Here is a 16516-nt window from a genome sequence, read left to right on the forward strand (position 1 = left end):
TATAGTTATAGATAAAATTATATATTATTATTTTTTAATAACAAATAGAAAATAAGAAAAATTTCTAGCTAAAAAATATTCTATCCTACACAGAAGCTATAAAAATTTTACTATTTTTGACCTATAATACAGAAACTAAATCCCTTAAAATTTTTGGTGCAAAAAACATATCCAACGAAACTTATAAGACACCTGATGCAAAGAATGATAAAAAATTATCAACGAATATTGAACAATAAAGAGAGAATAGAACCCCAAAATGCTGTCCCTAAAAATGCTTCCACGGCTGTAAAAACTGAAAAAAAGAACAGCATCATCGAATTACTGAAGAGCATGATTATTATAAATCTAAAGCAATTCATTGATTTATAAAGAGTATTCACCATTTTGCCTATTGAATGAGTACCCCGAGTACCGTAGGATTCGCTCATTTCAAACCTGTTCCATGTTGAATCAATCACCCCTATCTCTTGTTACGTTACAAGCGGGTGGACCATGTGGATAAAGACTATTAAGAAAGACTAAAACTGCCTTTTCATGAACCGTCTCAAAGATCAAAGGCTATCACAGCTTTTGAGGCTAGCGAAGTGTATGATGGGTTTGCTCTTTATATCAAAGTATAAAAGTGCCGAATTGCACCTTCACAAGCATAAAGATGGAAGTCTCGATGGATTTACCGTTATACTATTTATGAGCGCCGTCACAAAATAGCCGTACTGCTTCAAGAAAATAAGCTTTGGTGCCTTAAAAAGATCTCTTTGAAGAAAACCCATGAATATCCCCTTTTATATTTATAGCAGATTTTCTCCTATAGCAGAGAAAATTGACAGAAATTTTTCTGAGTGCCGAAAACAATCCATCTCAACGCTATACAGCTTTTATAACGATTATCCTGAAGAGACAATTTTAAAGATCATGCTTCTTTTATAACGTGCATCATCATGGCTTTAGCAAAAACTGACCAAGCTAGGTTTTATGAAATCCATTGTTTCATTATTTCATTGCTTTTTATGATCATGAAAAAAGCTTTTCTGAAGCAAATCTTCAAACTATAGAACACCACATAATATTTCGTTTTGATCTTTACATAAAAAACATAATGATATAAAGATCGCTGGAGTACTTGCGCCATCAGGGGAATGAAGTAAGCATCAAAGACATATCAAGACTAAAGGCATATCTATGTGTAAGAAATCTATTTATAAGAAAAATCTTTTGTTATGTACAATTGCTGGAACTTTCATTTTTTCTCATTTCGGTTCAATTTATGCAAATACACAACCTCATAAAATTATTGATGAGTTTAAGCTAGAAAAAGAAGAGAAAAAGACTCTTAATAATGTTTTTATCCGCAATAAAAAAACTGGAGTGTCTGCGGCTGAAAAAGCGATTGCTACAATTACAAACTCAACAATACACACAGAATCAGCCGCTTTTTCCGTATCAAAAGGTGGTCAAATTCACGCTAAAGGAATTGATGCGAATTCAATATACAAAGGTTTAGAAACTAAAAACGGTATAATCAATATTGAAGATTCAGTCATAACTGTTCAAAAAAGTGGAGGGGGTGGTATCGTTCTTTATGAACCCCCAAAGCGTGAGGTAAAAGAGGGTGAAAATGTTATCAATAAGGTTAGTCTTACCAAAAGCAAACTTCTTGTGAAAGATGGTGTCGGTATTCGGGGGCCTTATGACTCAAAATCTGTTGCTGAGATTTCCCTTAAAGATTCGGAAATTCGGGCAGATGTTTTATTAAGAAACAAAACCAAACGTAAATATTATGACGACGATACTCTTCCTGTCTCTCTTACATTAACCGCTAACAATTCGATTCTAGAAGGAAGAGCAAGAACCTTAAAAATAAACACAACATCTCTCTCTCTGATCAATAACAGCAAATGGTACTTAAAAGTCAGTCAAGAGGACTCAGACACTGATTTTAATACCTTTAATTTTGATCTTAGTGACCTTAAACAACGAGCTCTTTCTACTGTTTCAGTACTAAACCTTAATAATAGCTCTATTATATTTAACGCACCATCTGCTAATGTAGCACCTGCTTTGGGAAAGGAGCAGTATCAAATTTTGAGTGTAGGGAAAACCGCTGAAGTTTATAAATCACGAGACAATATGGTCCCTACTGTAGAAACGACCTATCATGCAACAGGTGATGCAAGGATTTATTTCAATAGCGAGTGGAGTGATGGTTTAGAAACAGAACAACAAAAAACTGACCGCCTTCTTGTTCACGGAAATGTATCAGGCACCACTACAATTTATTTTAATACTCTTTCAAACAATAAAAAAACAGAGACTGAGGATTCCCTTCCTTTAAATGCACGGGGACTTTCACTCATTCAAGTATCTGGAGAAGCAAGTGAAACATCCTTCAAACTGGTAAATGGTTACGTCACAATGGCGGGATTGCCTTATCAATATGTACTCAACGCTTATGGACCAACCTCAAGTCGTGGAAAAGCAGAGAGCACACAAAGCCTCTTAGGAAAGATATCTCAGGAATCTGAAGAAAACACCCTTAAAGACTTCACAAGCTACGTTATAAAAAAGGATACTAGCGGGAAGGATGCCCTTGAAGGAGTCGCCAAAAATGAAAAAGATGCACAAAGTGAGGATTTTTGGGATTTTCGCTTGCAAAATGCCACACTTGATAATGAAGGAAAGATCAGAGCCCTTGTTCCTCAAGTTGCAAGCTATTTGGTAATGTCCAACGCTGTATTCTCCACAGGACTTGCTGATGTAAGCAATCAAAATACATTGTTAGACAATATGCGGACAACAGCCTTGAAAACAAAAAACCATAAAAATAAAGGGCTCTCTTTATCTTCTTATGGTAATAAGACGACACTATCCTCTAGCCGCACTCCATTGCAATATGGCTATGGTGCTGATATTCACTATGCTGCCTTACAAGCAGGCGTTCTATTAGCAACACTAGAAGAACAAAACATCGCCGTGAATTTTGGTCTTTTTGGTACATATGGGAAGCTGTCCTTCACACCAAAAGATATGGAAGGCGCTGATAAGAGTGTATTGGATAAATGGTCTCTTGCAGCATATGGTAGCTTCCGTCATAATAATGGCCTCTACATCAATACATTCTTCTCTTATGGAATCCTCAAGGGAAATGTTACCACAGCTCTTATAGGAAAGACGGCAGAATTAACGAACGCTGATACATTCAGTACATCTGTTACCATTAGCCAAAAACTTGCAACCAGCGCTAAAAGATTGGTTTTTGAACCCCAAGCACAATTTATTTATCAACATGTTGCGTTTGGCACTCTTTCAGATGCTGATGGTTTTAACGTCAATATGGGGACCCCTCATCAATGGTTGGTGCGTGTTGGTGGACGTTTAACGCAAACAACAGTTCCTGCTGAGAACGATTATGCTGTTTCTTTCTATGGTAAATTAAATGTTGTTAAAGCTTTTTCCAATAATAACACTATACAGATTGGAGATACTTTCCATCTTGATTCTATGGGGACCGCCCTTGAAGGTGGACTTGGTGTGAACGCACAATTATCACAAAATATCGGCTTTTATGCTGATGTTAATTATCAACAAAAGCTTCAAAACGCAGGTATATCTGGAATAAATGTTTCTGGTGGAATGCGTTACCGCTTTTAAAAATCTCTGATCATTATTTTAAAGATATAAGCAGCGCTGAAACATAAACAGCGTTGCTTAATTTTGTAAATCACAAAAAGCTCCATCTGCTGGAAAATTATTAAGTGTTTATCAAAAAAATATTTTGGCTTTTTTAGTTATATTGAAAATATTTAGTTACATTTAGACAGCATAACAAATTACTTATTCTTTATACAGAAAAAATCTACTCAAAGTTTTTTACAAGCGTAATAACATATCTTTCATCTCAATTCTGCAAAACTTTCAAGATAATAAGCTCTATTCAATAAATGTGAATTCATAGCATTTTTTGAACATGGATTTACTCAATCTATGTTTTTTGGGAATGTTTTTTTCACTGATTTACATTACCAGATCAAAAGTGTTCCCAAAGCAAATCTTCAAACTATAGAGAACCACACAATATTTCGTTTTGTTCTTTACATAAAAAACATAATGATATAAAGATTGCTAGAGTACTTGCGCCATTAGGGGAATGAAGTAAGCATCAAAGACATACCAATACTAAAGGCATATCTATGTGTAAGAAATCTATTTATAAGAAAAATCTTTTGTTATGTACAATTGCTGGAACTTTCATTTTTTCTCATTTCGGTTCAACTTATGCAAATACACAACCCTCTATAATGAGCACGGTTCGCGCGGATAAGGCAGGAGAAGAAAAAACCTTTAAAAATATTTTTATCCGCAGTAATTATACAGCAGTGGTCGCTGATGACAAAGCCTTTATTACCATTAAAAACTCAACAATGCATTCCAATAGCGTTTTGCTTTCTGCTGTAAAGGGTGCACGCATTCACGCTAAAGATATTGTGGGAAAAGCAGGAACGCATGGTTTAGAAATTGCCAACGGGACAATCCATGTTGAAAATTCAATTATAACCGTCGCAGGACATCATAAAAATTATGGTATTCGTTTTGACTACATCTCGGATTCTTACGTAAAAGAGGGAGAAAAAGTCATCAATAAGGCGATTCTTACCAATACAAAACTCCTAATGACAGATGGTATTGCTATTGCGGGACCATTCTCCTCAAAATCTGTTGCTGAGGTTTTTCTTAAAAATTCAGAAATTCGTGCTGATATGTTGTTGAAGAATAAAAGCGTAACGGAGGATCCTAAGCCTAAGACACTCGTATTAACTGCGAACGATTCAATTATGGAAGGAAAAGTAAAAACTTTTACTGAAAATACGACAGTTTTTACGCTGAACAATGGCAGCAAGTGGCACTTAAAAATTAGTCCATTTGAAGTAGAAGATGAATACAGCTCTTCTGATTCGTATAAACTCATTGACATTAAACAACGAGCACAATCCCTCGTTTCAGTCTTAAACCTTAATAATAGCTCTATCATATTTAATGCCCTGCATGATTTAGTAGAAAACCATTATCAAACCTTAAATGTGGGAAGACATCCACAAAAAACAAAACAAGACAGAAGCTCTGATACAACAGCCGTTTACAATGCAATGGGCGACGCAAGGATTTACTTTAATACAGAATGGAGCAATGGTCTTACAAAAGAACAACAAAAAACGGATCGTGTTCTCGTTCGTGGTGATGTTTCAGGCACCACAACGATCTATTTCAACAATCTTTCAAAGCCTACAGAACCATTCGATAATGAAAAAGCAGAAGATCCAATTTCTTTGAATATGCGTGGGCTCTCACTCATTCAAGTTTCTGGACAAGCCAATGAAGATTCTTTCAAGCTTGCCCATGGCTATACCACAATGGAGGGCTTACCTTATAAATATATACTCAAAGGCTATGGGCCAACCTCCAGCCATGGGAAAGCCGATAAGACACAAAGTCATTTAAGCAGAACATTACAAGAATCAAAAGTGGAAGATGTGCAAAATACCAATGCATCATCCTCTAAAAAAGAAAATAACGAACAAGTTTCTTTGGAAGAAAATGAAAATTTCTGGGATTTTCGCTTGCAAAGTGCGACTCTCGATGAAGAGGGAAAGATCAAAGCTCTTGTTCCCCAAATGGCAAGCTATTTAGTTATGAGTAATGCACTATTCTCCACTGGACTTTCTGATGTAAGCAATCAGAATGCACTGTTAGATAATATGCACGCAACAGTTTTTGGACTAGAAGGTCATAAAAAAAGAGGGATCTTTTTATCAACCTATGGCAATAAGGTGACATTATCTTCCAACCGTAGTCCATTAGAATATGGTTATGGTGCGGATGTTCGCTATGCTGCTTTACAAACAGGCATGACATTAGCAACGTTAGAAAAACAAAACATTACCGCGAACTTTGGTCTTTTAGGCACATATGGAAAGATCGCTTTTACACCAAAGGATATGGAGGGTTCTGACAAAAGCATAGTGGATAAATGGTCCTTTACAGCTTATGGTAACCTCCATCATGACAATGGTCTTTATGTTAATGCACTGTTCTCTTACGGTATTTTTAACGGACATATTACAACAGCCCTTATCGGTAACACCGCAGAGTTAAAAAATACGGATACATTAAATATATCGGCGACCGTTGGACAAAAACTCGCAACCAGTGTTGAAGGGTTGGCTTTTGAACCGCAGGCGCAATTAATTTATCAACATATTGCATTTGGCACACTTTCAGATATCGATGGCTTCCAGGTTGATATAAAATCCCCCCATCAATGGTTGGTCCGTATTGGAGGGCGTTTAACGAAAACAATGCTCCCTGTTGAAAACGATCGTGTTCTTTCAGTTTATGGTAAACTGAACGTCATCAAAGCTTTTGCTGAGAAAGGCACGATCGATATTGTTGAATCTTTCCATCTCGATTCTATAGGCTCTTCCCTTGAAGGTGGGCTTGGTATTAACGCGCAACTTTCCAAAAATATAGCACTTCATGCTGATGTTAATTATCAACATAAGCTCCAAAAAGCTGGATTCTCTGGAATTAATTTTTCTGGTGGAATGCGTTATCGCTTTTAACAATTTTAGCTTTCTCTTTTGACATATAAGCAGCACTGAAATGTAAGCAGTGCTGCCTATGTTTGATACATTACAAAAAAACGTAATGTATCAAAGAGTATTCATTTTTTATCAAAAAAAATAAAGTATCTTAGGGAATATTTCTATGCGTAGAAATCTTTTGTTATGTACAGCCGCTTGTGCTTTGTTTTTTTCTTCTTTTACTTTCACGTCTACCAGTACCGCCTCTAGCCTAAGCTCTGAAGCACGCCATGCTCTTGAAGAAATTGTCAAATTACCTCAACAATATCGCCATGCCATTGATTTAATAAACACACCAACACAAGCAGAAAAAAATCTTGAGAAAATAGCCTCTGGCGCCATGATGGGAGATAATTCGCACTTCAAGCAAGCACTTCAAAACTCGATGGATAATGTGAGAGATACAATTAACAGCTCTTTTGCAGGTGCAGGTCGTTATGGATCTGGTGCGCATACGGAAGTGTTGGCGCGTGAAATGGATAATATACGTACCCAAGCTATGGCAAACCAATATAATCAAAACCTGCAACACATGATGAAAGCCAAGGCGCAGCTTGACCACTTACGACAAAACCGGTTGATACAGGCAGCAAATTTATTACGGGGTTACGACAAAGCAGTTTCTGATGCTGCAAAGGCAGCAGCAATCCTTGAAGCTGATAACCAACAACGTGTTAATACCGCGCGCCAACAATGGACAACACAAGACAATCACGAATGGAATAAACTGCAAAATAAAGCAGAAATATTACATAAAGCAGCAAAAATGGATAGTGCTTTACAAGGACAAAACAAGGAACTTTCTAATACTTTACGTAAAGCAGTACTCGATACTTTAAACAACGATGAAATAACAAACGTGGAGAGAAAAGAAGAAACATCCCCTCCTCCATCTGAAAAGAATAAACACTCTATTATTGATTCCAACACAATACAAGAACGCGTCAGTGATAAATTACCATCCGCTGATGTTATTTCACAACACAAAGAAAATACATCCTTAAGAACAGATCGTGGAATTACACAGCTTGGGATAAATAAAAATACACAATCTGATGTAAAACTTAAAGCGAACCCAGCTTCCTCAGCATCAAAAACAGCTCTTAACCCGTCTGCAGAAGCTCATTTGAAATCACCCTCAAAGATTGATAACACCTCCACCACTAACGCTAAGAGCACGTCTCAACTTACAGATGATAAAGCAACTGCAACTTCTTCTCTTGATGGAATAGAAAATAGCAAAACGCTAACACCACAGATAGAAAACTCTTTAGTTATGCCTATCGCGATGTTTGCTGTTGGAGTTGCTGATGTCAACAATCAAAACACCTTGTTAGACAATATGCAAATAACAATGTTTGAACCCAAAGACTATCAAGAGAGAAGCATTTTTTTATCCACTTATGGTAATAAAAACACGTTTTTCTCCCGCATTCATTCAAAACAAGAGAGCGCTCAAACAGAACAAGATAGTATTCAAAAAAAACAAGAAAGTGTTCAAGCAGAAGAAGAGGGCATCCACGCAAATATTCGTGCAGATATTCGCTATGCTGCATTGCAAGCAGGAGCAACATTAATCGCGCGAAAAGACCAGAATATCAGCACCAATTTTGGTTTTTTCGGAACATATGGGAAATTGTTTTTTGCTCCTAAAAATGCAGAAAACTTTCATAAGAAGATGTTTGATAAATGGTCACTTACCGCATATGGAAACATTCAGCATGACAGTGGCATCTATGCAAGTGCATTTCTCTCTTATGGAATTTTTAAAGAAAATATGAGCAAAAATTTCATCGAAGGTAGCCCCCAAATAAATAATAGTAAAACATTAGGGGCCGCTGCAACTGTTGGTCAAAAACTATCAACCAGTTTTGAAGGTGTCATCCTAGAGCCACAAGCGCAGCTTGTTTATCAGCGTCTCATGCTTGGCTCTTCCTCAGATAACAACTCTTCTTCCAATGATAGTTCTTCCTCAGATGAGGATACCTCTAAAATAGACATAAGCAAACCTGATCAATGGTTGCTTCGTATTGGTGGGCGTTTAACGCAAAACAAAGGCCATGCCCTTTCCTTCTACGGCAAACTGAACCTGATAAAAACTTTTAGTAAGAATTTTCAGCTTGCTGCTATGGGATCTTTAGTTGAAGGTGGTTTCGGTATTCACGCATATTTATCGCAAAATATCGAGCTTCATAGTGATCTCAGCTATCAACATAAATTCAAAAAAATTGGTATCTCTGGAATAAATGTTTCCGCTGGAATGCGCTATCACTTTTAAAAATACTTGTATTCTATTTTGAAATATAAAGTGCTATCATTATGTCGTTTTGTTTATTACAGAAGAAACAAAATGACATAATGATGTCAAAATTTTATATTCTATGAGAGAAAAAATATTGAGGAGTATATCCATATGAAAAAAAATGTTTTACTATATACAATTTCTAGCGTGCTGTTTTATTCTTCCACCAGCTTATCTTATGCTGTTCATACGGGAACGTCACCAGATATTGGAGAAGAATTGTATCAAACCCTTAGTACTTCCCTAATAAATACATTGAGCTTCTTTGTCGATTCACCTAGTAATTCAACTAATGGAAAGAAGGTAACTTCTCTACCTAGCTCCTCCTCTTCGCCTTCAACACCTAATGTATCTGCGCAACTTAAAGCATCTAGTTCTGAAATACCTTCTAAACCTGCAACGTCTCCTTCTCAACCCCAAGCGCAAAATGGAAAAAATTTGAGCAGCAGTACAAGCTCTACTGAAGGAAGTGTTGGAAAAGAATTGTATCAAGCCTTGAGTAGTCCTCTAAAAGGTGCAATTGATTTTCTTATTAATCCACGTGGTGATTCAACTGCAAATACTATGAAGCTCCAAGCGCAAAAAAAGCCCCAAGAGCAAAGTGAAAAAAAATCAAGAAGCAGTGAAACCTCTACTCAGGAAACGGCGCGTTCTTCAGCACGCCCTCAAACATCTGAGCAATCACTAAGTGTTGGAAGAGAATTATATCAAGCCTTTCGTGGTCCCGTAAAAGATGTGTTTAGTCTTTTTATTAATCCACATGGTGATTCAACTGCGAGTATTATAAAGCCTCAAGCGCAAAAGGGAGAAAATTCAAAAAGCGGTAAAAACTCTACTGAGGAAACGGCGCATTCTTTAGCACGCACCCAACCATCTGGACAGCCTATAAAGCCTAAAACCCCTACAGGTGCTTCTGAACCTAAAACAATTACAAAACCTGAAACGCCCTCTAAAAACACAGAAAGGTCCGAGGCTTCTTCTCAAAATTCTAAAGGAAAAGCGCTATCCTCAAATTTAAGAAGTGAAAATACGACTTCTCCCGCAGAACAAAAGCCTGAACCTAATCAAGAAGATACACAGGCATCAAAGACTGAAGCGATAAAAACTGTACAGTCTAAACCTACCGCCACACAAGGCACTCCTATTACACAACCGCCAACGAAAGAGGTGTCTCTAACAACAGAGACGGATTCAACAACAGTAAAATCGAGAAAACGTTCAGGTGTCCCTTCTTCTTCCGAAAACTCTTCCAGTGAAAAAACACCCGCGGATTCTGCTGTATCTTCACAGTCAGAAGCAACACAATCAGCATCTGATTTACGGTTAAGATCTGCAAACTCTGTCCCTACAAGTCCGGAACTTACAAGACCAACAACAGGGCAATCACCGATACCTCGAGAATTAAAGCTTGCACGGTCAATGTTTGTCAGAGGAGAAGCTGAAAAATCAGAGCTTTCACAGCCAATATCTCCCGTAACACAGCCTGAAAAATCTGCACCAATCGAAGATATAAGTGCTAGAGCTGAGTCTAAAAACGGTGAAACTGTAAATTTGCATAACAAAAAAGATCAAAACAGATGGAGCGCTGTATACGCAGAGGGGAATAATTCAAAAATCCAAATGAGTGGAGAAACCGTTGATGCAGGTTTTATTGCACTAGGTGTATCAAATGGTGGGGAAATTGATGCCACAGATATTACGGTAACAGCAGAAACAGTTGGTTTGCTCAACATAGGAGGCACAATCAATCTTAAAAACTCAAGCATCCATGTCACAGGAGAGTCTGAAGTGGGTGGTATTATTTTCCGTGATAATTCATATCGTACACCTCAAAAACGATATCCACGCAATGCTGAAAGAAATACCAACGTCGCTCAAGAACAAGATATTGCCAGTAAAGTAAATTTAGACAATACAAGGCTTTTCGTTGACCACGGGGTTGGTATCAACCTTTATGGAACAAACATAAACGGTATCGTCAGCCTTAAAAATTCAAAAATTCATTCCGATGTTTTATTAAAAAATATAAAACACGAAAGCAGATCATCAAACATCCTTACACTGGTTGCAGATCGCTCTTCTTTAGAAGGTCGAGTAAGAACTTCTAAAGATAGTAGAACAGTTTTTGATCTAAGAGAAGGGACGAAATGGCTCTTAAAGCCAAATAAAAACGCTGTAAATAATGATAGTGTCTCAGATGATGATACTGTTTTAGATGACTATAGACAGTTTGTTCTTGATGAAAAATCATTCTCTAATCTTTCTGAATTGCGCCTTACAAACAGCGCCATCATGTTTGAGAAGCCCATGGGGGGGCATTACCAAACTTTGTTTATAGGACCTAATCTTTCGCAAGAAGACGAAACAGCTCACACAGCAGCAGTTTATAGTGCAACAGGTGCTGCAGAAATTTATCTAAATACTCGATGGAGCGAACATTCTTCTGTCACCGAACAACAAACCGATCGTATTGTGATTAATGGTGATGTCGTAGGAAGCACTGTTGTTCACATCAATCTCCAAGAAACAGATGAAAAAATAACGGATAGCTCTGCTGTTTGGGAAAAACACATGGCGTCACTCCCTTTAGGGACACATGGCATTTCAATCATTCAAGTTTCTGGACAAGCAAACGAAAATTCCTTCAAGTTAGCAGGAAACTATATGACAATAGGTGGGCGACCTTATAAATATGTGCTCACAAGCTATAAACCTGGAACATCTCATGAGAGCCAAAATCTTTTGGGAAAAAATAATAATTTCTGGGATTTCCGTTTACAGAATGCCTACCTTGATAAGGATAAAAAAGTTCGAGCACTTTTACCACAAGTGGCAAACTATTTAACTCTGCCTAATACTTTATTTTCTTCTGGATTTACTGATGTAAACAACCAAAACGCGTTGTTGGCTACTATACGAACAACAGTATTTGACGTAAGAGATAATAAAAAGAATAATCTCTTTTTCTCTTCATACGGCGAGAAAGTCACCTTATCTTCCAAGCGCGGCCCACTGCGTTATGGTTATGAAGCTGATGTAAACTATAGCGCTTTACTATTGGGAGTCATATTGGCCACCTTGGAAAGCAAAGACATAAGCACACATTTTGGTCTTTTAGGAACCTACGGAAAACTTGCCTTTACGCCAAAAGAGATGCAAGATTCTGAAAAGACAGCCCTTGATAAATGGTCGCTCACCGCTTATAGCAGCATCCAGCATAGCAATGGTCTATATGTCAACGCCCTTCTTTCTTACGGAACTTTAAAAGGAAATATTACCACAGCTCTTGTTGGAAATGCTGCAAAATTGGATGGAACTGAAATCCTTAATCTATCAGCAACCCTTGGTCAGAAATTAGCAACCAATACAAAAGGACTGGTTTTTGAACCACAAGTGCAACTCATTTATCAAAATCTCATGTTTGATATTTTCTCAGATGCCAATGGCTTAAGAGTAGACATGGGCAATCCGCATCAATGGCTGGTCCGTTTTGGTGGACGTTTAACAAAAAGGGTAACCACTCTTGAAGAAAACAAGGCAGTTTCCTTCTACGGTAAAATGAATGTTATCAGAACTTTTGGTGATGGTAAAACAATAAAAATCGCTGATACCTTTGCTCTTGATCCTACCGGCTCTTCAATTGAGGGCGGCATGGGTGTAAGTGCCTATCTTTCTGAAAATGTCATGCTAAACGGCGATATTAGCTATCGGCAAAAACTGCAAAAGGCTGGTGTATCGGGGACCAGTGTATCCGGCGGAATACAGTATCGTTTTTAAAGCAAAAAAACTTTTAGCTTAAATAAAATAAAAGGGCAGCACAACGTGCTGCTTTTTTATTTAAACTTATATTTTTAAAATTCTCAAAAGTCATTATTTCATCAAATAATATATTGATTTATAATATTTTTACCTATTGCATAAAAAACTGAATACCATCGCATTCTCTCATTTCCAAACGGTTCATCTTAAAAAAACATTCGCTTGCACATCACAAACGGAAACGTTAGTGTGTGAATAAAAATAATTTAAGAAAGGTGTAAAAATGCTTCTTATGAACCATAACGCAAGAAGCCTCTCAATGTTGAAAATTGTTATAGAATAATGAAATGATACCAGATTGCTCTCTTCATATGCAAAAAATAGCAATCTTTGTGCGATTCTTTTGTACCACTCATAGAAGCTTTGTACACTTCACAAAGCCGCCTTTCCTATTCACGAAACACCATCGTGAAACAAGCACTAACACAGAGAAAGATCTCTTTAAAACAAGCCCATAAATTGGCAACAACAAATCTATTCTGTTTTAAATATTTTGTTTTGCATGGGGCGTGTTCCCTCAATGAAAACTCTCCCCTATCATTGTGATATCTCCGTTGCATCAAAAGAGCAAAACAAGCCATTTTGGTATTGATTAAAAACAGCACCGTAAGAAAGATGCCTTGAGCTTAACAACCAAGTCTTTTTATGTGTGAAAAGAAAATCTGAGAACATAAGTTTAGTAAGCGAATATTCAAAATTTGAAAGGCAAACAATTTCTCATTAAAAAAATCTATCTGTTTCAAGAAAAAGTATTTTTATTGCCAATCTCTTAAAATTACTTTACGCATTAAAGGAGGTGTTTTGGTCTTATACACAACGACCAATAGGGAAAACAAGCTCGAAACCTCGATAGGTAGATTTACCCCACTCTGTGAGTATCCTGAAATTCCGGGAGTTTTTGCTATGTCCAAGTGCATCTGCGCACTAAAAGCGAAAAGCTGATCGAGGTCAGTGCTTGTTACTCCTGGAATACGCATAAGAGGGCGCTCGCAACCGGAGGGGAAAATGCAAACTCAAAATCTTCATATTGATCTTTTTGTTGGCAAAAAGATTCGCTTGAGGCAAAAATTTTGGGAATGTCTCAAAAAACATTAGGGCACCGTTTAGGTGTCACTTTTCAACACATTCAAAAGTATGAAAAAGGCTTAAATCGCGTAAGCACAGGACATTTAAAGGAAATTTCCAAGATTTTGAATGCTCCTATCGCCTTTTTTTACACTGATATCATCACAAAAGAAAATGCCTCGTATCATTATGAATGAAATAGCACCAAACAAAGAGGAATTTCTGCTTTTAAAAAATTTTAGAATCCTGACATCTGTCAAACAAAAAGCCATTTTAAATTTAATTTGTGATTAAAATTAAAATGTTTTAAATGATCTCTATACTTTAATCTGCTTGTCTATTCTAAGAACAAAGCCCTACAATCTATAAACAACTTGTTTTTTAGAAAATCTTACTTGGCTGATTTTATATGATATGGAGCCCAACACTTTCTCTTCATATGGTTTTATGCTCTTCATAAATATTCCTGAAAAGGTCTTAAAACGCACCATGACAATAGCGTTCTTTTTTCTTCTTAACTCCCTCTTAGATCTATAAACAGTCCAAATCCTCATCTAGCGGATTCTAACTCATAACCACGCCTGTAAATGCATCTCCTAACGTATTTTCACTTATCATTTGCTTAAATAAATAATATATTGATTTATCATGATAAATTATCTTTTTTCAACTTTAATACCAAATAGTGTAAAATTCTCTCATATTGATAAATCAATCAAAATCTCTTGTCTTCACACACAAGCAAGAGTGCTGCAGAGTAAAAAAATAAAAAGGACCAAAAGCTATCGCAACATTGAAAACTGGCAAGGTGTATGACATTTCTAAAAAATATGGCAATGCCAATTTGCTCCTTTATAAAGAGAGGAGTGTTCTATAGATTTTATATTATTCCCATGAGAACTTTATACCTTTACGAATGCCATCGCATTAAAGGCGCTGTTGCCAAACAGGCTTACCTTGAAAATCTTTCTTTAAAACAAGCACATGAATTGACAACCCAAGTATATTCCGTTTGAAATATGCTATTTTGCGTAAAGGATATTCCCCCATTAAAAGTTACATTACAGCCGCTGTCGCAAAATGGGCATTGTTGTAAAATGGATGTGACAAGCCTTGAGAAATATTTCTTTAAAATCAAGTGCGTACATTGGGAAGAATAAGTGTATTTTTTGAATCGTTCTGTTTTGCATAAGAGATATGATCCCAGTAAAAAACGCAATAAACAAAACCATGAAGAAATGATCTTGGCTATTTAAAATACAGTGCTTAATGAAGCAGACAATATCTACAAAATACACTAAAAAGACTTTATGTGTAAAACTTTATATCACCACACTTTAAAGGAAGCTGTTGCATAACACATCATGGGTAGCTCTCCATGCTCTTCTTTTGCACCTCTAAACGAAAAAACAAAGCACCCTATCACCCCACTCTTTAAACAATGCCCTGTAAACAATCCGCTTTCTCTTAAAGTCATTTCCACTTGGCTGCCCATAGACGCATGCACTCCACATCAGCTTAAAAGAGACCGTTTTAAAGACTCTGTTTTACAACATAGCAGAATGACCATTTAAATACAAAAACGGACTTAAAACATAGAGATTCAACAAACAACTCTTTGTTCAAATCAATGCTCTACCTCATCATATCATCACGTAGAACAACCGATATGAACAAATTTAGATTATTCCTCTAATTCTTTTGCAAATCCAGATAGTTGCATAGCTTGCGAAAGATTATTGACTGCATTTAAATGCGTTTGAAGTAATTCACTATTACGCTGTAATTTTTCTTGTAAATCAGACAGCAAACTTTCAACCTCATGCTCAATATCTTGATTCATGTAGCGTCTCACATCGCTCATAGATTTATTAAGATCACGCAAACCACGTATTTTACATAAATTTATCTCTTCGTAATCTGGAACACCACTGCTTTCTAGCATATTGCTTTCATAATCCACTACTTGGGCTAATCCTTTAACAGCAGCAACAAACTTTGTCATCGCCCAATCACGATCAATAAGATTATTATCAAGAACTTTTGCTTTTGCTGCAAAACTATCATCACCATATTGTACTACAGACATTTTTATTTCCCCTTCAACCATATTGTTCAATCTTGCTTTCAAATGAGGGAGATTAAACAGTTTTTCTTCAATGCTGATACACTTACTCGAGCTCGTGATGCGAATATCGCTCAAACAACAGCACGACAATCCTTAAAAGCGCGTACCACTTCAACTTTCAACGTATTCTCTGAAATATTTTTTGCTTTGCTCCAAAACCATTATTGCTACTACACTCATCCACCAAAACACTACAAACTTAAATCTCGACGCAGCAATATCGAAACTTTCAAATTTTCTCCGTCTATTTCGCCTTGCCTATTTTATACCGCCCATTTCCTCACCACCAAGCCTTCAGCAAAAAAACAACAACGCTCTGACGATACCCTTGGCAATAAAAAACACCTGCTCAAAAAAATTTGCAGCATATTTCGCAGCATACAAAGACTTAAGCTCATTAAGAACTTCAGCATTTCACCGATAGCAGCATCTTACCCTCCATAACTTTATGGCTTTCTCTGCACCTAAACCTGCATACTCTCTAGCGCCATAAGATAGCACCCTACAAGATTAGTTCTGCACCCATTCAAAAAGACACACCCTCATGCCACGCTCTTTCTGCAT

At 36.8% G+C, this 16516-nt stretch carries 8 protein-coding genes and 1 pseudogene; 7 read left to right on the forward strand and 2 right to left on the reverse strand.

What is annotated here, in order from left to right; genetic code table 11:
* Positions 1 to 1182: 1182 nt before the first annotated feature.
* The 6 genes and pseudogenes from CER18_RS04770 (at position 1183) to CER18_RS10710 (ending at position 14840) form a co-directional block, all read left to right on the forward strand.
* Positions 1183 to 3651, forward strand: coding sequence for an autotransporter outer membrane beta-barrel domain-containing protein (locus CER18_RS04770; protein ID WP_100128938.1), 2469 nt, complete (start codon positions 1183 to 1185; stop codon positions 3649 to 3651).
* Positions 3652 to 4190: 539 nt separating this feature from the next.
* Entirely contained in the window at positions 4191 to 6617 is a 2427-nt protein-coding gene (locus CER18_RS04775; protein WP_100128939.1) for an autotransporter outer membrane beta-barrel domain-containing protein, read from the forward strand.
* Positions 6618 to 6762: 145 nt separating this feature from the next.
* The gene (locus CER18_RS04780; RefSeq protein ID WP_100128940.1) at positions 6763 to 8916 is read left to right on the forward strand and encodes an autotransporter outer membrane beta-barrel domain-containing protein; all 2154 of its coding nucleotides are present in this window, start codon (positions 6763 to 6765) and stop codon (positions 8914 to 8916) included.
* 951 nt (positions 8917 to 9867) lie between these two features.
* On the forward strand, positions 9868 to 12717 hold the full coding sequence (locus CER18_RS04785) for an autotransporter outer membrane beta-barrel domain-containing protein (protein WP_432417135.1): 2850 nt from the start codon (positions 9868 to 9870) through the stop codon (positions 12715 to 12717).
* Positions 12718 to 13764: 1047 nt separating this feature from the next.
* Positions 13765 to 14118: pseudogene (locus CER18_RS04790) on the forward strand (helix-turn-helix domain-containing protein).
* 599 nt (positions 14119 to 14717) lie between these two features.
* Complete coding sequence (locus tag CER18_RS10710; protein WP_280951571.1) at positions 14718 to 14840, forward strand: hypothetical protein; 123 nt, start codon at positions 14718 to 14720, stop codon at positions 14838 to 14840.
* A 311-nt stretch (positions 14841 to 15151) separates the two neighbouring features.
* Here the strand turns inward: CER18_RS10710 and CER18_RS10035 are convergent, their stop codons facing one another.
* A complete protein-coding gene (locus tag CER18_RS10035) occupies positions 15152 to 15319 on the reverse strand; it encodes a hypothetical protein (protein WP_180299389.1) in 168 nt (55 codons plus the stop codon).
* A gap of 189 nt (positions 15320 to 15508) precedes the next feature.
* The gene (locus CER18_RS04795; RefSeq protein WP_100128942.1) at positions 15509 to 15913 is read right to left on the reverse strand and encodes a flagellar protein FlgN; all 405 of its coding nucleotides are present in this window, start codon (positions 15911 to 15913) and stop codon (positions 15509 to 15511) included.
* Between the two features lie 42 nt (positions 15914 to 15955).
* On the opposite strand from CER18_RS04795, the gene CER18_RS10260 reads away from it, so the two are divergent.
* Positions 15956 to 16396 (forward strand): hypothetical protein, encoded by a 441-nt coding sequence (locus CER18_RS10260; protein ID WP_210199633.1) that lies wholly within the window; start codon positions 15956 to 15958, stop codon positions 16394 to 16396.
* Positions 16397 to 16516: the final 120 nt, after the last annotated feature.

This window comes from Bartonella tribocorum (genome assembly GCF_002777915.1).
Classification (GTDB): Bacteria; Pseudomonadota; Alphaproteobacteria; order Rhizobiales; family Rhizobiaceae; genus Bartonella; species Bartonella tribocorum_A.